The sequence below is a fragment of the Rhizobium sp. GW821-FHT14E12 genome (assembly GCF_058803745.1).
The window spans coordinates 1,602,320-1,622,093 of sequence record NZ_JBXAPH010000001.1; the positions used below are offsets into that span (position 1 = coordinate 1,602,320).

A 19,774-nucleotide genomic window follows, 5' to 3' on the forward strand; every position below is an offset into this window, starting at 1 on the left:
TATAAGGGAAAATTCCATCATCTTAGAATTTCGGATGCTTCACGTATTGCCTTAGCAGGGCGTGAATTTCGTCAATTTTTCTAGCCGCACCCCAGTTGCCGGAGTTGTCAATATCTGGTGGAGGAATCATTCCAACTTCAATCTCAAACCGTGGGTGAGTCCATTCATATAGCTTATCTATGTCCGTATCATTCGCTTCTCCGGCAATGGCGCGCTCAATGGGCGGAAATAACGAGGAAATATTCCTTTCCGATTTGTCCCAGCCGTTGCGAATGAAGTTATCCCTCATCCAGACCAAACCACTCACGGTGCGATCATCTAATAATGCGGTCATTTTAATGATCCTCCGGGAACAAAGACTTGCCATCCGCACTTTGGCGCCGGGTAGCGGTATGGTATCGACACAGCTGTCTGCAACCATAGGCTAGCAGTTTTCCGTGATAGTGAAGCGTCCTGGACCTGACCATTCGACCCTTCGATAACTTCCGATCAATAAACCTTGGTCCCTTAAGTACTCGAATACCTCTGAGGGAGACCAAGCTGCTCCCCCAGAAAAACACACCCCATAGTCTCGCAGATCCACCAAAACCTTCACCTTCGCATTCGGCTCTGGGACGCTCTTGGAGAATGTGTTTAATCGCCCGTCTCCAACTGGTGAGAAGCCCATTGTAAGAAGCTGTTCCAAAAACGTGTCATCCAAAAGCCGCACCAAGACACGAGACATGGAGGCCTCCGCCACAAACGCTTTCACGGAAGATTTTTCTGGGTTCATTTTACTCGTCAAGAGCCGTCAGTAAGGCGCGTCCCAGATCGGGGCTATTCAAGTCGCATTCGATGGTTTTCTCTGGAACGGATTATTTCTCACGCAGATAGCCGGTCTTTGCATAGGCCCGCCAGTCATGGACCCAATCCATATCGGCGCAGCGAGCCTTGTATTGGCTCATGCCGTTTAGCAATGGCTGCTTCAAAACACCCAGTTTGTCTGACCATGTGAGTTCCGCAAGCGTCTTATCGACCTTTCGACGCTCATCGCTAGAAAGGACATGACACTTGTCGTCAATTTTTGCGGTGTGGCCTGCAAGTATAAACACCAACCCAAACCGGGATGTTTGGCCTTGCGTCGCATCGACCTGACCGCAGAAAGATGCACCGGGGGCGATCAGCATGGCTATCGCGAAAATAATGATGTTCAACTTTGTCAGGGGCCGCATTTTCTACTCAGATCGTTAAAAGCGTACTGATGCACCCTAGCGTGTCTGCGGGAACAGATCTTGTTCTAGCCCCATAATACTGAACACTAGATATTTAACCTTTGCTTTAGAAGCTCAACCCTTACGCTGTCTTTCAGGTCGAGTACGTAGAAATCCTTGATATAGGATAAAATTTCCATCTCCTCTTTTTGTGACCGTGCCATCGATGAGACCACATGAATGGCTTTCATAAACTTCTCAGCGTAAGCTGTTTCAACACTACTGAAGTCTCGTTCAGAGATCGTGAGTTCATAGATGAGATTTATAGCGAACATGGGGACGACTCCTTCGCAAGTATGTCACTCCAACGGAAAGAATGGTTGACGTGCATATTTTGCCTGACTCAAGCCGAGGTATAAGATTATACGGCACTGACCGCTATTCGCGCGGCAAGGTCAGGCGGCGCCGACATCTAATTGCGTGGCAGAGAAAAGGTTTGTAATAGACTAGAGGCTCTTCAGATCCCGAAAACTACACGATACTGCTTTCTTAAATTTGGCCCAAGTGCATCAACTAGCCAATGTCCAGCATCGGTCGAGGCAGGCAAGTGTTCGATAAACGAAACTGCAATAAGCTCACGAATCTCCGCTTTTTCTTCAGTCATTGCCTGTTCGAGGCACTCTAAAAGGGCAGATTTCCATTCTGCAAGCTCTGAGTTGTCTTCAACCATTCTCAAGTAGTCAGCCATGATTAAATGCGGAAGAACTTGACCTCTATTGTCATTCAAACTCTCTGCCAGAGTTGGCATCAATTCTCGGCAAACGAACGCCAAGTGGCAAATAAAAGAAACCGTCAACGCGCTCATTTTTACTTTCCTGCCAATGCGTTTTGAAGATCATACAATATATCTTCAGCGACTCGCCTATCGACCGCGAGAGCGTCCGGATTATTTGCAAGCCAGTTTTGGAGACCATTTATGGTTTGCTCGGCTTTGATCGAATGGTATGAACCGTAAACTGGTTGCCCTGTGCGAAGCTCGTACCTCACTGTGTCTCCTAAAGTGCCATCACCAATCAGACCCTCCGTGTGGACGATTCCTTTGTAGACGTTGTCAACAAGGTTTTGCAATTTTTGATCCATGACTTGCGGCTTTATCGCCGGCTTATTTTTCTCTTGGTCCCCTCCAGAGTTGTTATCATCGTCTGGATCTGGCGATCCAGTGGCTGCAACCGAACCACCAGTCGTGGTGCCATCGCCGTTCCCCGATCCGCTTTTCTGGTTATAGACGACCAGCTTCTTTCCGTCGCGGGACATCATGTTGGCCCAGTCGCCGAGATCGGCCGCCGACATTGGTGTGCTACCAATTTGGCCTCCGATCAGGGTGAATGATCCATCGCTCTCTTCGCGCAGCGTCAGTGACAGAGATATGCTCCCGCCTCCCGGCAATGGAACATCGGTCGATACCGTGGTGCCGAAAGAGTAGGACGTCCAGGTCAGGGTCGTGCCATCATCCAGACGCTGCGTTTGAGCACTCAATTTGCCCTTCAACAGCTCATAGCCCATTCCCGTCACGAACGAAGTAACCGCGAGAACCTGTTTCGTCCTGTCGGCAATCTGGTTCAGGATGAGCGTCGCAAGCGATGGGGTCAGATCGAGGATATCGCCGTCGGGTGTCGTGACTTTGCAGGAGGGCGCATCCGCATAAGCGGGCGTGATCAGCCAGTCGAAGATGCTGTGCCTGATTTCGCCATGCTGGCCGCATGTTTGCAGACCAGCCATCATTTTCGGATCATCCTTGTACTTGATGATCTTCTTGACGACCTGATTTTCTTCCGGCGTGATCTGCTTTGCCGCCTCCAACTTATCGAAGGCGTCGCCGATTGCCTCCGCAATCGTCTTTCCTGCAGCGACGACTGCAAGCGCGCTCTGCACCGAGACATATGGCTCAAGCAGAATATGCTTGTCCTTGGTGATAACGCTCTGCAGTGCCGGATCGGTGTTGATCTGATCCACCGGCCGGGTCGTGCCGTTTTGTTCGAGCGCCGCCTGCTGGTCGGGGTTGCGGATGGTAATGTTGCCGGGAGCTCCGCTGCCGCTGATCGTCGCCTTGACGGACTGCTCGACATCGTCAAGCTGGTATTTGCCCTCCGCGCTCGAATTGTTCTGCGTCTTGCCGTTGGCATCCTTGCCGCTGTAGAGGTCGATATTGGCATCGACCTGATAGCCCTGATATTTTTGCGTGCCGACAAAGTCCGGCCAGGTCAGCGTGCCGGTGTCGAGATTGACCTGTCCATCGCTGGAGATCAGGCCGGAGGCGGCCAGGTTGGTGTTGCCGCCGACGGTGATGGTCTGGTCGCCGGTCGAGTAGAGGCCGGACGGCTGATCAATCCAGCTGGTCGAGCCGCTGCCCTTTCCGAAGCCCGGCTGCACGCCGCCGAGCGTAAGACCACCGAGCGCCGTCTTGGCGTTGTCCGTCGTCAGCAGTGGCGAACCGTCGTCACTCTTGCCAACCGTCGGGCCGGTGAAGGAGAAGCCGAGGGATTGTGAGCTGTTGGACTGACTGCCGAGAGTGTGGACGCTCTTTGCACCGAGGACGGTGAGATAGATACACTCATTGTGTGTCTAATCATCAGCTATACACGGGATAGATTGCAACGATGATATCTGTCTAAATTTTAGCATATATAGCTGACAACGCCGCACAGAGGCCTTCATGTTCGTCCGCAGCGAATGAATCCCAATTGTGTAGACCGAACCTATTTATCATATCAATTAGTATTTTTGTTCCGCTGAAATACAAAGAATCCCATAATATGTCAGCGCCTACATCGCTTTCCCTGTCTCCACCCAACAACAACTCCCTTAAATATTCCGCGCCCATAATTGAAGAAAATTCTGGCCGATTCGTACTTTCAATAAACCCACATTTCAGATTAGTATCCAAAAATTCAACTACAGCTAGTCGCCAAGTGCCAGAATCCTTACCGAACTGGCCTCCGCAATAATTTGGGAATGTTGCATTTGGTGTAAAGTCATCAAGACTCGCAAATATTAACTGCCGTTGATATTCAATCTTCAGGAATTCTTCCACAGCGCCCTCACTGTCCTGGAAATTTGAACTTCGCCACATTTCCATTATTAATTGACTTTATCGCGGAACTATTAATTTCAACTGTAGCAGTTGTTGGATCGGTTTGCGAAGATGCCTGACCTGCCGGCCTATAAGTAATTGCAGTCCCATCGGGCATGATGGCCACCCAGCTCCCTTGACCGGTTATATTGTTAACTACTCTTGTTGGAGCTTGGCCATTAAATGCCGCTGTAGCAAATTGTTCCGCAGTTGCATCTGGATTCGCGCTAACTGGCATTGGAATCGGTGTACCACGTCCGCCAATTCCCGGCGGTAGACTGCCGTCAGTCCCCAGGATGGAGGGTGGGATACTGGCGCTGTCGTTTTGAGACGAATTATTACCAGCGCCGGGCGGAACGATGACGAGTTGCGGTCCGCCGCCATTATTATTTCCGCCATTTGGTTGATTGGTACTCACACCCGCATCATCAAGCGGCGGACCACCATTGTGACCAATCCCACCGTTCGACCCGCTCTGCTGATTATAGACGACGTCCATTCCGCTTTGCTGGGAAATCTGTTGGGCCAGAGCGTCAAGCATTGACGCAGGCATGATACCGCCCAAAGCAGTACCCGACATTATTTCAAATCCACCATTGCCGGTAATTTGTAGCGTCAGCGATATGGTGCTCTTATCAGGCAACGTAATGGTTGCCGTGCGCCTCAACTCGCCAGTCTGCCCCATCAAATGGACAACCGTCCCATCGCTGAGCGATTTAGTCTCATCAATGGCGCCGGCGGTTGAGGTCGCCGACATGAGAAGGAAGCCTCCCGTCAATAGGCCGGCAACAACAGTCCCTCCGATTGTTGCATCTGCGACGACCATCTTTGTCACGTTCTGGAACAACTGCAGGCAGCTCTGCGCGGCATCCGGTGAGATAACGTAACTGCCGCTGGCTGTGTTGATGACGCAACTCATCGAGTCGGCGTAAGCGGGCGTGATCAGCCAGTCGAAAATGCTGTGTTTGATTTCGCCATGCTGGCCGCAGCTCGCCAGCGCGGCCAGTACTTTCGGATCGTTCCGATAAGCGGAGAGTGCTGCTGCCGATCGCAGGTCTTCCGGCGAAAGTTTCTTATCCCCCGCCATTTTGGCAAGAGCGTCACCGATCGCCTGTTCGATCGTCTTGCCTGCGGCCACCGCCCCCTTCAAACTCTGCACCGAAACATACGGTTCCAGATCGATATGCTTGTCCTTGGTGATGACGCTCTGCTGGGCCGGATCGCTGTTGATCTGATCCACCGACCGGGTCGTGCCGTTCTGCTCAAGCGAGGCCTGCTGGTCGGGATTGCGGATGGTGATATTACCGGCGCCCCCGCTGCCGCTGCCGCTGATGGTCGCCTTGACGGACTGCTCGACATCATCGAGTTGATACTTGCCCTGCGCACTGCTGTTGTTCTGCGTCTTGCCGTTGGCGTCCTTGCCGCTGTAGAGGTCGATATTGGCATCGACCTGATAGCCCTGATACTTCTGCGTGCCGACAAAGTCCGACCAGGTCAGCGTGCCGGTGTCGAGATTGACCTGTCCATCGCTGGAGATCAGGCCGGAGGCGGCCAGGTTGGTGTTGCCGCCGACGGTGATGGTCTGGTCGCCGGTTGAGTAGAGGCCGGACGGCTGATCAATCCAGCTGGTCGAGCCGCTGCCCTTTCCGAAGCCCGGCTGCACGCCGCCGAGCGTCAGGCCACCGAGCGCCGTCTTGGCGTTGTCCGTCGTCAGCAGTGGCGAACCGTCGTCACTCTTGCCAAGCGTCGGGCCGGTGAAGGAGAAGCCGAGGGATTGTGAGCTATTGGACTGACTGCCGGTGCCAGGCGTCGAGACGATGGAAAGATCGCCGCCGACAGCCCCGATGATCGTGCCTACCGAGAAAATCGTGTTGTCGAGCGTCGTGTTGCCCTTCGACGTGAAGGTGATGCCGTTCGAGGCACTAACGACCGACACCACAGGCGTCGTCGAGGTGGAACTCGACTTCGACTGTCCGGCCGAAACGCTGCCGGTCGGAGTGATGCCGGTCACGCTGCCAGCACCGACGCCGACAGAGACGCCGATGCTGGCCCCCGCCGACTTGCTGCTGCTGGAAGCCTCACTCGATGCCCACGCGCCGCCCATATCAATATTATTGGCCGAGATCGACACGCTGCCATTGTCTGGATCATCGGCATGGTCGGAGCTGGCCAAGGCCGAGATTTGCAGGCCGCGGCTAACAAAGTCGCCATTTGTCGAGATATCGACCGAGCTGGCGCTGATTGTCGGCACGACCGGCGTCGAGGTGGTGAGAGATGTCTCCGTCTTCGAATAGGTGAAGCCCGCCGTCAGCGAAATCGAGGCGAGGTTGCCGGCTTTCAGGCCGTCGGAAAGGCTCGACAGCGCGTCATAAGCCTTCATGCCGGCAAAGGCGGCGTTGGCTGCCGAGTAGCCGTCCGTGACATTGCCGATCTTCGATGCCAGGTTCTGCACACTTTGTCCGGCGCTGAGGATGCCTGAGGATACACCGAGGCTGACGCCGGCAAAGAAGCTGGTGGCCACCTGGTCGAAGTTGCTGACATCATTGCCAGAAAGGAAGTTGACGCCGTTCTGGCCGAAGATGGTGACATTGCCACCGGCAGAAATCTGGCCGGCCTGATCGTTGAAGGTATCGCCCGCCTTGAGGGTGATATCGCCGCCGGCTTTGATCGTCGATACCGCATTGGTGTCGGAGCTCTGGGTCGTCTTGTCGGTGAAGCGACCTGCCCCGATGCCGATCGAGACTCCAGAACTGCTGGCCGATACCTGAAGGCCGAAGCCGGAGCGCTTGTCGTCCTTTGAGCTCTCGGTGCTTTCATGGCCGGGCAGGATGTTGATGTTGCCGGAAGCGATACCAGTCACGTCGCCCATGTTTGCCGTGATCGACGAGCCGATGACGTTGAGATCGCCCGCCGTTGCCGTCAGATTGACATTGCCATTGGCGGCGGAAAGTTGCGATCCAACATTGTCGGTCGAACTCTCGCTGATCGTCTTGCTGTGGCTGCCATAGATCGAGATAAACCCGCCACCAGAGCCCACGCCAATGCCGGATTTCTTGGTCTGCTTGTCGCTCTCGTGTTCTTCCTCTGCCCCCATGACGGTAACGGTCGAGCCCGAGAGGCTGAGATTGTTGCCCGCCGCCATACTTGAGCCGGAAACAACGGCCTCATTGGCGGCGTTAACATTGACATTGCCCGTTGCCGAGATCGACGATCCAACATTGGTCTCGTCGTAGGTATGGGTGTGGGTCTTCGAGGACGACAGGAAGCCGCTCTTCTTGCTGTCGGAGGTGGTTTCGTCCGTGTCCTTGCCGGAGGCGATGACGATGTTGCCGGCGGCCTGGATATTGGCGTCGGCTATGTGCGTGGCATCACCGGCCGTGACGTCGGAGGCCGAGATCGTAACGTTACCGCCGGTTGAGGCGATATTGACCCCGGTTTGGCCGGAAACCGACGAGCCCTCTGCCGTCGTCGTCGCCTCGCTCGCTTTCTTCGAGCCGGACTTGCTGGACGACGAGGCAATGCCGGTTGCCTCGCCAATAGTGACATCGCCCTTGGCGCTGAGGGTGGCCGTGCCGCCCTTGGCATCGATATCCGAGCCGATGACACTGATATCGCCCTTGTCGGCCTGGACGCTCACGTTGCCGTTTTGCGAGGTAATCGACGAACCGTTGCTGGTGACCGAGGTCGAGGACGAACTTCCGCTCTTGTAGTCGTTGGCCGAGCCAGCCTTGGTCTTCGAGCTCGAACTCGTCTGATCCTGGGAGGCTGTGATGGCGATATTGCCGTTCTGCGAGACGATGCCGAGATTGCCGCCGGCATCGAGCGACGAGCCGCCGATCAGAACACCCTGGTCGCCAGATACGAGCATGGTGCCGCCAGAAACAAGCGACGATCCCTGCTGCGTCTGGCTGGTGGTCTTGGTGGTGGTGCCTCCTTCGGCAAGGCTCAACCGATCCTTGCCGAGCACAGTGTTTTCCACACCGGCAGAGATGATGTTGACCGCACCGTTCGTGGAGAGGACGGAGAGATCGCCGCCGGCCTTGGCGGAGCTTGCGATAATGTTGACGCCGCTTGCGCCGGCGATGCTGAGATCGCCGCCCGTCGTCACCGTCGTGCCAACCAGCGTCTGGACGCCGCCATTATCCTGTTTCACAGCCCCGACTGTCACAGTCTGACCGGAGAGCTGTGCGGAGCCACCGCTCGTCACCTTGGTGCCGGCAAGTGTCAGGCTGCCGGCGCCGGCATCGACCTTCAGGCTGCCACCGGCTGTTATGCCGCCATTGGCAGCGACGATCGTCTGGCCGCCGATGTTCATGGTCTGCGCGGCGAGCGTGATGCCGTTGGAGGCATTCAGGTTCATATTGCCGCCGGCAAGGAAGGCACCGCCATTCGCCTTGATGTCGGTGGCGTTGATGGTCATGCCGTCGGCCGCGGCGATCGCGCCGGAATTGTCGACGGAGCCAGCGTCGATGCTGACGGTATTGCCGGCGATGGTGGCGGCGGACGTGGTCTTTGCCCGATCGGCGGCCGAGAGATAAACGACGGGCACCAGCACCGACGCACCATCGACGACTTCGGTCTGGTAGATCACCATCGACTGGGTGAGATTGGCCGCTTGCTCGGGGCTGAGCGCCTGCCCAAGGCCAAGTCCGTTCGCCTCGGCATAGGCAACGCCGTTATCGAGCAGCGTCTTCATCTGATCGGTGGCGTTGTTGCCGGGCACGAAGGAGCCAGCACCAAGGCCGTCGCCGACCAGTTGCCGCATCTGCTCGTCGACGAGCTGGTTGTCGAAATAGGCGTCACCCAGGAAGGGAACCTTGGTCTCGGGCGTATAACCAATCCGGTCGATGAAATAGCCGGAACCATAAAATTTGGAGACGTCGAGGAAGGCCGCCCGCGTCTCGAACAGGAAGACCTGTCCCGGCACGGTGCCTCCGACCCCGCCCGACTGCGGCTTGGCAAGCGCGGCAAGCTGAGCGCCATTCACCTGCAGGATCTGGGTGAGATTGCCGCTGTTGCCGATAGCAGCGGTGAGCTTGCCCATCAGGCTGTTGGGGTTGATCGAAGCGCCACCCGCCGTCAGGGTGTTCGAACCGATCGAGGGGCCGGTCGCCGCCGTGACGCCGTTGCCGCTGACCGAGGCACCGCCGGCTGCCGTCAGACTGCTGCCACTGATCGAGGCACCGCCAGCCGTCAGGTTGCTGCCGTTGACCGAAGCACCGCCGGCCACGGTCAGATTGTTGCCACCGATCGACGTCGCGCCGGCAACTGCAAGGCTATTACCATTGATGGCCGGACCGGAACCGACCGTCAGGCCGCCGTTTGCCAGTGACGGGCCGCTGCCAGCTGTTACGCTGCCGTTGGCTGCCACACCTGTAAGAGCGGCGTTAACGTTGAACAGGGCGCCGCCGGCCGTCATGCTGTTCAGGGCGCCAAGCGGATTGTTCGCAGTTGCCGGCGCGTCGATTGCCACTTGCCCTGCGATCGAACCGTTGGAAGCGACGTTGTTGACCGCGCCGGCGGAGATATTGAGTGCGCCCCGCGCCTGGATGACGCCCGACAGGACGCCAATGGCCTGGACGCTCACTGCGGTGCCGGCCGCCAGATCCTTCGATGGGTCGCGTGTGCCGTTGGGGTTATCCGAATAATTGACCGTAGGAACAGTGCGGTCGATACAACCCCGGTTGGGGCCGCTACAATCCAGTCCGCCCGTGCTGCCGGGGGAGGCGACATCAGGGTAATATTGGCAGGGCGTCGAGCTGTCGCAGGTCGTTGTGACCGTGCGGTTCAGCGTTGCGCCCTCGTTGGTCAGCGTTCCCCCGACCGTGAGCGCCATGTCGCCGTCGGATTTGATCGAGCTGTAGGAATTGTCGAGATTGGTCGCGTTGATCGTCAGGTTGCCACCGGCACGGATCTTGGCGTCAGCACCAGCACCCGCCGTCAATTGGTCCTCGGCAATAAGCTGGCTGACCAGATGATCGATAGTCTGGACCGTCTCGTAAGTCGGTCCGTCATGATCGCCCGAGCCATTGCACCGCGTAACGCATCGGGTTGTCTCGGTTATTACATCATAGGGCGACAGGATCGTATTGGAGATCTGCACATTGCGCTGGATCGCCGGTGTCGACGTCGTGGTGTTGATCAGCGTATTGGTCAGGATCGACATGGTGCCGCCGGACTGAATGAGGCCCGCGGAATTGACGACGGCGCCATTGCGCTGACCGCCACCAGGCCCTGCAATGGTGAGCCCGTTGCCGGATAGGATCGCACCCTGATTGTTGTTGAGCGTGCCGCCGACGAAGAGATTGGCGTTGTTACCAGCAAAGACGAGACCGGACGGCGTATTGTTGAAATCGCCGGCGATGTTGAAGGTAACGTTATTGGCGGCTGCCAATTGCCCGGTATTGCCGAGCGATGGCAGGGTCAGCGTCAAATCATGCGCCGCGAGCAGCTCGGTATTGGCGTTGGTCGTGAGACCACCGGCAGCCGAGATGGCGATGTCGCCGGAACCGCCAGCATTGGTAACGGTACTGACCTGCGCGTTGGAGAGATCGGCGCTGCCGGAAAGATTGAGCGCCAGGCCGCCGAAGACGAGATTGCTGCCCGACAGATTGGCCGATGATGCGTTGACGATCAGTGTGCCGCCGCCGGCGATCTTGCTCCCCCTGGCGCCGGACAGATCCAGCGCACCTGTGTTGAGCGTCAGATTACCGCCGACGCGGGTGGTGCTGGTATAGGCGATGCTGCCAGGCGCTGTGAGGGCAGCGTTGCCAAGGCTCTGCAGGCTGGAATAGCCGATATTTTGCGTGGCCGTGGCGGCAAGATTGCCGCCGGAGAGCAGAGAATTGGCATTGATGCTGCCGTTTGAGGCCGACAAAGTCATCGTACCCGCACGCCGCAGCATGAGGCCGCCGGTCGATGATGCCTTGGTGGCGGCGAAATCTACGCCGGATACCAGCGTATCGATATTGATCGACCGGGCGTTGAGGTTGACGTTGCCGGTACCGAGCGATTGGCCCTTGAGCGTAATGGCGTTGCCGGCGCTGATGGCCAGATCGCCATGGGCAACCGCATTGGTGCTGACATTGTTTGCTGCGTTGGCGGTGATGGTCCCCGCAGCGAGCAGGCTGTTGAACGCGATATCTCCCGCCGTTGCGGTGAGCGTTAGGTTGCCAGTCTGGCCAAGGATGACATTACCTGCCCCCGATTGGTTCGTCGCCGCAAAATCGACCCCGGCCGCGATGACATTGCCGCTAATAGCAGAGCCGGTGATCGAGACACCGCTTGCACCGAGGAGCTGGCCGTTGATCTTGACCGCTCCAGGGTTGGTGGACGAACCGATCGAGACTGCGCCGTGGCTTGTAATGTTCCCGGCAGTGACCGAATTAGCCACGGCGTCGAGGGTGCCCGCAACGATCAGTGTGCTGGCGGTGGCGCTTCCTGCATTGATGTCGAGATCGCCGCTTCCTCGAAGAGCGATGGCACCGTTTGATGATTGCGCGGTGGCGGCAAAGTCGACACCGCTGATGGCCTGGCCAAGCTGGACGGTCTGGCCGGAGAGCGAGACGTCGTTGGCGCCGAGGAGCTGGCCCGTGACATTGACGCTGCTGCTGCCGGCAAGGGTGATATCTTTGTGGCCAGTGACAGACGCGACGGAGATATCGGTGGCGTTGGCATTGATGCTGCCGGCCGCCAGCATGGTTTGCGCGGATAGCTTCGTGGACGCTGCAAGCGTCATGTCGCCGGCCTGCCCCAACACGATGCTGCCACCGGCGGCGTTGGTGGCAGCAAAGTCGATGCCCGAGATCAGCGTTGGTGCGCTGATGCTACCGCCGTTAATGGCGAGGTTGCTCGCGGAGAGGATCTGATTGGAGACAGCGACGTCTCCGGTAATGCCGACCTTTCCATGGCTCGTGATGCTGTCGGCGGTTAGATTCACTGCCTTCGCCGTGAGATCGCCGACAGACAGGATCGTTCCAGCCACGATATTGCCCGAGGCGGTCAGATTTATGGTGCCGGACGAACCCAGCACGATATTGCCGCCAGCAGCGTTGGTGGCGGCAAAGTCGATGCCGGAGATCAGAACCGGCGCGGTGATACTGCCGCCATTGATGGCGATGTTGCCGGCTGCGAGAACCTGGCTCGTCGCATCGACGTTGCCGGTAATGCCGACTTTGCCGTGACTGGTGATGCTATCGGCCGTGAGATTGGCCGCCGTCGCCGTGACATCGCCAGCCGAAAGGATCGTGCCGGCAGTGGCGTTACCGGAGACGGTGAGGTCCGTGGCGCCGGAGTTGGCAAGCTTGATATTACCGCCGCTGGCCCCGGTCGCCGCAAAATCGACGCCAGAAACGAGAAGGCCGGCGTTGAGGCTGTTTGCGTTGACCGAGAGAGCGCCTGCCGACAGCACCTGGCCGCTGATGTCAACGCGACCGCTTGCGCCAGTGCCGCTGGCCTTCAGGTCTGTGTCACCATGGGCGGTCAAGCTGGCCGCCTTGAGATTGGCGCCCTCGGCGGTGAGACCGCCGGCCGACAGCAGCGTGCCGACGGTGATATCGCCGGTGGAGATCAGCGAAACGTCACCGCTTACCGTCTGGACGATGTTGCCATTGGCGGCCGCTGTTCTGGCAAAATCGACACCGGAGACGATGGTGCCGGCCGTTATGCTCCGGCCCGAAATGGCAACATCGTTACCGCCGAGAATCTGGCCGCTCACATCTACGCCGCCGGCAGCCGTGCTGGAAAGAGTGATGTCCTTATGGCCTGTGATCGCATCAGCGGTGATGGACGTGCCACTGACATCGATGGCGCCGGCTGCCTGCAGTTTTAAAGCCGCCGCACCGCCGCTGACCGACACGGTCAAATCGCCAGCATGACCAAGAATGATATCGCCGCCGGCCGCATTGGTTGCATCGAAGTCGATGCCAGAGACAACCGTCTGGGCAGACAGGCTCAGACCGGTGATCAAGACATTGCCCGCACCGAGAATTTGACCACTCACGGTGGTTGCACCATCGAGCGTGACAGTGCCATGCGCCGTGACGGTATCGGCGGCCAAGGTTGAGCCGGCAGCCTTGAGATCGCCAGCCGACAGCAGTGTAGCGGTGTTGATATTGCCTGTTGAAGCAAGGTTCAGATCACCGCTGTTGGCGAGTGCGATGTTGCCATTAGCGGCAGTTGTTGCAGCGAAATCGACGCCAGAGACGATGGTGCCGGCTTTGATGTTTGGCCCGGAGATGTTGACATCCCCTCCACCCAGGATTTGACGATTTACGGTCGTGGCACCGGAAAGGGAGATATCTTTTTGGCCCGTGATCGCGTCGGCAGCGACGGACGCGCCGCTGATATCAATGACGCCGGCCGCCTGTATGGTCGGCGCCGCAACGGCGCCGTTCACCGACACGCTCAGATCCCCGGCCTGGCCGAGAACGATATTGCCACTGGCCGCATTGCTGGCATCGAAGTCGATGCCAGCAACGACCGTCTGGGCGGACAGGCTTTGACCCTTGATCAGGACATTGCCGGCGCCGAGAATCTGGCCGCCGACGGTGGTGGCGCCATCAAGCGTGATGTCGCCATGGGCAGTAACGCTATCAGCGCTGACAGTCGTACCGGCGGCACTGAGATCGCCGGCCGACAGCAGCGTGCCGGCGTCCACTGAACCGGCCGAAGCAAGCGTCAGGTTCCCGCTTGTCGACTGGACGATGTTTCCATTGGCGGCTGCGGTTGCAGCGAAATCGACACCAGAAACGACAGTGCCGGCCTTGATGCTCGAGCCGGAGACACTGACATCCCTTCCACCCAGGATCTGACGATTAATGGCCGTGGCACCGGAAAGAGTTATGTCCTTGTGGCCAGTGATCGCATCAGCAACAAGCGTTGCTCCGCTTGCATCGATGGCGCCAGCTGCCTGTATGGTCGACACTGCTGCGGCACCATTGACGGACACCGTCAAGTCGCCGGCCTGGCCGAGAACGATATTGCCATCCGAGGCATTGGTAGCGTCAAAATCGATGCCGGCGACGAGGGTCTGCGCCGAAAGGCTCTGGCCGGTGATCAGCACATTGCGGGCGGCGAGAATCTGGCCGCGAACACTGGTCGCGCCATCAAGCGTTACAGCGCCATGGGCTGTAACATTGCCGGCGGTGATGGTTGCGCCATTGGCGTTGAGTTGATCAGCCGACAGAAGCGTGCTCGCCGTCAGGCTACCCGTCGAGGTCAGCGAGAGATCGCCGCTCGTCGTCAAAACGATATTGCCGCCCGCAGTCGCCGTCCTCGCGAAATCGACACCGGAGACAATTGCACCGGCCTTGATGCTGGAGCCGGAGATGCTGACGTCGCCGCCGCCAAGGACCTGGCTGGTGATATCCACGCGACCGCCTCCCGTCGTCGTGCCGGTCATACCGGAAAGGGTGATGTCCTTGTGGCTGGTGATCGCTTCGGCAGTGATGGATGCGCCGCGTGTATCGATGGCGCCGGCTGCCTCCATGGTCGACGCCGCAACGGCGCCATTGACTGACACCGTCAAGTTGCCGGTCTGGCCAAGGACGATATTGCCATTGGCCGCGTTGGTGGCATCGAAGTCTGCGCCTGAGACAATGGTCCGGGCGGACAGGCTCTGGCCCGTGATGAGCACATTCCCGGCCCCAAGGATTTGGCCGCTTATAGCGGTTGCACCATCAAGCGTGACATCGCCATGCGCCGTGACGCTTTCGGCGCTGATGGTTGAGCCGTCGGCACTGAGATCTCCGGCCGAGAGCAGAGTACCGACGGTGATATTACCCGAAGACGCCAACGAAACATCGCCGCTTGTCGTCTGGACGATGTTGTCATTGGCGGCCGCTGTTCTGGCGAAGTCGACGCCGGAAACAATAGTGCCGGCCTTGATGCTCGCGCCGGAGATGTCGACGTTACCGCCGCCAAGCACTTGACGAGTAACATCCACGCCTGGGGCAGCCGTGCCAGAAAGAGTGACGTCCTTCTGGCCGGTGATCGCATCGGCGGCGACCGACGCGCCACTGATATCAATGACGCCGGCTGCCTGTATGGTCGGCGCCGCGACGGCACCGTTCACTGACACAGTCAAATCCCCGGCGCGGCCGAGAACGATATTGCCACCCGAGGCATTGGTAGCGTCAAAATCGATGCCGGCGACGAGGGTCTGGGCAGACAGGCTCTGGCCGGTGATCAGTACATTGCCGGCGCCGAGGATCTGACCACTAACGGTGGTTGCGCCATCGAGCGTTACGGCGCCATGGGCAGTAACGTTGCCGGCGGTGATGGTTGCACCATCGGCGTTGAGGCTGCCGGCCGACAGCAACGTACCGGCCGTCAGGCTGCCCGCGGAGATCAGCGAAAGATTGCCGCTTGTCGTCAGGACAATGTTGCCGTTGGCCGTGGCTGTTCTTGCAAAATCGACGCCGGACACGACGGCGCCGGCCTTGATGTTGGAGCCGGAGATGCTGACGTCATTTGCACCGAGAATCTGACCGTCAACTGCGGTGGTCCCGGACAATGCAATATTCTTGTGGCCGAAAATGGTGCCGGCAGAGATATTCCCGGCCTTTACGTCGATGGAACCGGCTGCCTGGATGGTCGGCGCAGCGAGAGCGCCGTTGACCGATACCGTCAGGTCACCGGCGCGATTGCCTGCAATCGTCGTGGCCTGGCCGAGAACGATATTGCCCCCTGTCCCATTCGTCGCATCGAAATCGAGGCCGGCGACGACCGTCTTGGCCGACAGGCTCTGGCCGGTGATCAGGACATTGCCAGCGCCAAGGATTTGGCCACTGACATCCACGCGACCGCTTGCAGTCGTCGTGCTCGAGGCGCCCTTAAGCGTCAGATCACCATGCGACGAGACATTGCCGGCGGTGATCGTTACGCCACTGGCATCCAGATTGCTCGCAGACAGGAGTGTGCCCGCGCTGAGCAAGCCTGAGGCGGCGAGCCTCAGATTGCCGGTTGCCGTTGTCGTCGAGCCAAGGATAATGCGCCCTCCCGCCGCATCGGTGGCGGCGATGTCGACGCCGGAGACGATGGCGTCGGCCGCGATAGTTGGGCCGGAGACGCTGACATTACCGGCCCCGAGGATCTGGCCGGTAACGGTCGTGGCGCCGGAAAGCGCGATGTTCTTATGACCGGTGATGGTATCGGCGGTGATCGTCTGGCCGACGGCATTGATCGCACCGGCCGCAAGCACGGTTCCGGCTCGTATGCCACCGGCGCCATCATTGACAGTGAGATCGCCGCTACTCGCCACCACAATATTGCCGCCAGCCGCCTTGGTCGCTGCAAAGTCGACGCCGGACGCAAGAAGATCGGCACTGACACCATTGGCGTTGCCGTTGATGGTGATGTCGCCGGCACTGAGCAATTGGTTGGCGACACTGACGCCGCCAGCGATGCCGACATTGCCGTGACCTGTCAGAGTGTTTGCCTGTAGCAAAGCTGCCCGAGCATTCAGATCACCAGCCGACAGCAGCGTGCCGACGACGATATTGCCCGCCGTGGCGGTCAAATTGAGCGTGCCGGCTGGACCGACAGCGAGGGTGCCGCCGGCCGTGTTGGTGGCGGCGAAGTCGACGCCGGAGGCGATGGCGCCTGCCTGAATGGCAGTCCCGGAGATCAGGATGTTGCCAGCACCGAGCACTTGACCACTCACGTTGGTCGATGCGTTGACAGCGATCGCCCCGTGCGACGTGATATTGCTTGATGTCAGCGAGGCTGCGGTCACCGTCAGGTCACGGGCCGACTGGATGCTCCCAACCGTCATATTGCCGGTCGCACTGGTGCTGAGGCTTCCCGCCGACAGCAGATTGCCGGTGGCTATATTGCCACCCGTTGCTGTCAGGCTGAGATTCCCGGCGGAGCCCGCGACAATCGCAGGCGATTGCGCTGAGAGCACGACATTGCCATTGGGATCGGCGCTGGTGGCGGCGATATTGATGCCTGAGACGACCATGCCGGAAGAGATCGACCGGCCGGTGGCGCTGACATTGCCTTGCGCCAGTACGTTACCGACAACCGCGATACCCAGCCCGGCGCTGAGTGCGATGTTGCTATTGCTCAGCAGTAAAGCGGCCGAGATCGAGCCGGATGTTGCGATCAGATTGAGATCGCCGGTACTATGGGCAGCACCAGCAATCGCGATATCGCCGGAACTGGTAGAAAGCGTCGCCGCACCATTGCCCGCCGTCACGCTGCCGGCAGCAATCCCGCCGCCCGAACTCATCTGCACGCTCATGCCGCTGTTGACGTCACTGGCAACGCTGAGCAACCCACTACCGCTTGCAAGCACGACATCGCTGTCGGCCGCGACCGACTGCAGGGTGATACCCTGATCGGCCTGGACGGTGACCTTCTGTTTGGAGGTTACCTTGGCGGCTGTCACCTTTTGCTTCGAGGTGATGGTCACACCCTGGCTGCCCGAGGCATTACCGATCGAGATCTTGCCGTCTGCCGATAGCGACAGCTCGCCGGCGTTGGCGGCCATATCGCCGCTCATCTTGACGCCGGCGCCCTTCTCAGTAACGACGATCTTGATGCGGTCGGCCTGCATGGCGCCGAGAGCCGAGCCGTCGATGGCGTATTCCGGTGTGCCGGACGTGGCGGTCAACGCGGTCGCCTCGCCGGTGGCATAGTCATATTTGCTGGCGCCGCCGGTCAACCGCAGGGTCTTGCCGTAGATCGGCGCATTGACGTGAATATTGCGGGCAACGACATCGAACAGGTCGACGGCACCGGGAGCAGCCGCGAAGTTCCCACCCGCCCCTTCGAAGGTGACATCGCCGCCATTGACGGTGAAGCCGGTCAGGCTGCCATCAGATCCGATATTGGGAACGCCGGTCGTCAGCGTCGCATGCGGCGTATTGATGAAGCCGCAGCCTGCACATGAGATTCCGTTGGGGTTCGCTATGATGACGTCGGCGCGGCCACCAAAGACTTCGGTCGGACCGTTGAGCGCTGAGCGATTGCCGCTGGTGACTTCGTTGAGGATGACGGAGGCCGGGCTGGAATTATTAAGATTCGGGTTACCAGGCGTGGCGCCGCCGAGATTGGAGGTGCCAACTTCGCCTTTGAAGTTGTTGAGGATCAGGCCCTGCGTGCCGACATTAAAATTATCATATTTGTTGTGAGACAGGCCCGACGAATTCGGCGTGACGATGTCGATCAGCGGTACGCCGTTCGGTGCAGCACCGACGCCCGGCTGATTGGCGACAGGTGCGGTGGTGCTTGCGGAGACGGACTGGGCGTTGGCAATCGCCGGCTGCAATATCAGGAGGCTGCTCAGCGTCAGGGCAAGCACCTTGTGAGCAAGGCGCGCTAGCCGATGAACAAGGTTGCCTACCGGCGACTGCAAGGCGATCCGCTTTTTGAACGATCTGCCAGACCACTGCCCCGTATATTTGCCCACGATACGCTCGCCCTTCTGAGGTCGGGCTACGTCCGCGGCTCTCGCCGGAACATGTAGCCTACATCTCACCTCGCCCAGGCCGCGTCATGCGGCTCATATTATTGAATTTTCTTGATCGACTTGGTGGCGAACGTCAATCTCTACACGGATACAGAGAGCGAACTTGGGGATGTTCGCGTGAGTTTGGTAAAGACCGTGTGAATTTTACACCCATTGCTATCGGCAATACGGCGAGAACACGTATTGCGGATAGTTCGCCGCAAGCACTTCAAGTCTTGCGGCGCCGTGGTCGTGCAGCGAGCCGGCTAACAGCAGACGCGTCGACGCCTCCAGCTGCGATCACCGATCGACCGAGCATTATCTTCCGGCTCGTTGCACGCCTTCACTGCAATGTCGTTTGCGATGCTCACTATGGCCAAAGCCGATGCTCTTACCGCTCTCGACGCTATTTCTTTGTCAGCAACCACTGCTTGACCTTGCTTGTGAACGAGTCTGACAGTCGCTGCGCCATCACGTCGGGTGATCCGGAGGTTTGCATGGCGTTAACAGCCACGGCGACAATGACGCCGTACCCGCTGCCTCGCATGGAAAGATCTTCACCGTGGATGTTCTGGGCCTCAGCGATCAACTCGCCGGTCCGGGCATTTTCCAGCCTTACCGTTCCGTCGATGCTGCTATCGTGGCCACCAATGACGCGAGCCTTCTTGGTCGTGACATCGAAGACATGCAGAGTGACGACCAAGCGGCCCGGAACGGGTCCGCCCGGCAGGCCGACCAGATCCTTCGTCATAGTAGCTTTAAGAACGCGAGTAGCATCCGCAAGCTGTTGCGACGCGAGCTTCTGATCCCTCTCCGGGAATGCGGTCAGATCCGGCGTCGTCTCGATACGGATCTCCCGCACCGAGGTCTGCTGCAGCGCGGCTATTAACCGGGGGTCGGTTGTGACGCAGGACGCCACCGCGAATGCTGGAACCAGTATTGTACAGAGGCGAAACCCCATTGAGATTCGTTTGAAGATGCTTTGCATGATTATCCTAT

At 58.8% G+C, this 19,774-nt stretch carries 7 protein-coding genes; all 7 read right to left on the reverse strand.

Annotated features, from left to right (window positions below; translation table 11 throughout):
- Window positions 1-22 precede the first annotated feature (22 nt).
- Window positions 23-334 carry a hypothetical protein gene (locus tag AC1RO0_RS07875; RefSeq protein ID WP_498592298.1) on the reverse strand — a complete coding sequence of 104 codons (312 nt, stop codon included), beginning with the start codon at window positions 332-334 and terminating at the stop codon, window positions 23-25.
- 520 nt (window positions 335-854) lie between these two features.
- Window positions 855-1,211, reverse strand: coding sequence for a hypothetical protein (locus AC1RO0_RS07880; RefSeq protein ID WP_498592299.1), 357 nt, complete (start codon window positions 1,209-1,211; stop codon window positions 855-857).
- Between the two features lie 496 nt (window positions 1,212-1,707).
- On the reverse strand, window positions 1,708-2,055 hold the full coding sequence (locus tag AC1RO0_RS07885; protein ID WP_498592300.1) for a DUF7674 family protein: 348 nt from the start codon (window positions 2,053-2,055) through the stop codon (window positions 1,708-1,710).
- Between the two features lie 2 nt (window positions 2,056-2,057).
- A complete protein-coding gene (locus tag AC1RO0_RS07890; RefSeq protein ID WP_498592301.1) occupies window positions 2,058-3,620 on the reverse strand; it encodes a hypothetical protein in 1,563 nt (520 codons plus the stop codon).
- Window positions 3,621-3,858: 238 nt separating this feature from the next.
- On the reverse strand, window positions 3,859-4,281 hold the full coding sequence (locus AC1RO0_RS07895; protein WP_498592302.1) for a hypothetical protein: 423 nt from the start codon (window positions 4,279-4,281) through the stop codon (window positions 3,859-3,861).
- 7 nt (window positions 4,282-4,288) lie between these two features.
- Complete coding sequence (locus AC1RO0_RS07900) at window positions 4,289-18,682, reverse strand: two-partner secretion domain-containing protein (RefSeq protein WP_498592303.1); 14,394 nt, start codon at window positions 18,680-18,682, stop codon at window positions 4,289-4,291.
- A gap of 499 nt (window positions 18,683-19,181) precedes the next feature.
- A complete protein-coding gene (locus AC1RO0_RS07905; RefSeq protein ID WP_498592304.1) occupies window positions 19,182-19,763 on the reverse strand; it encodes a hypothetical protein in 582 nt (193 codons plus the stop codon).
- Window positions 19,764-19,774 lie beyond the last annotated feature (11 nt).

Excerpts from the sequence above, each read along its gene's own strand:
- AC1RO0_RS07905 (WP_498592304.1), bottom strand. The coding sequence starts at position 19,763 with ATGCAAAGCATCTTCAAACGAATCTCAATGGGGTTTCGCCTCTGTACA.
- AC1RO0_RS07880 (WP_498592299.1), bottom strand. The coding sequence starts at position 1,211 with ATGCGGCCCCTGACAAAGTTGAACATCATTATTTTCGCGATAGCCATG.
- AC1RO0_RS07885 (WP_498592300.1), bottom strand. The coding sequence starts at position 2,055 with ATGAGCGCGTTGACGGTTTCTTTTATTTGCCACTTGGCGTTCGTTTGC.
- AC1RO0_RS07875 (WP_498592298.1), bottom strand. The coding sequence starts at position 334 with ATGACCGCATTATTAGATGATCGCACCGTGAGTGGTTTGGTCTGGATG.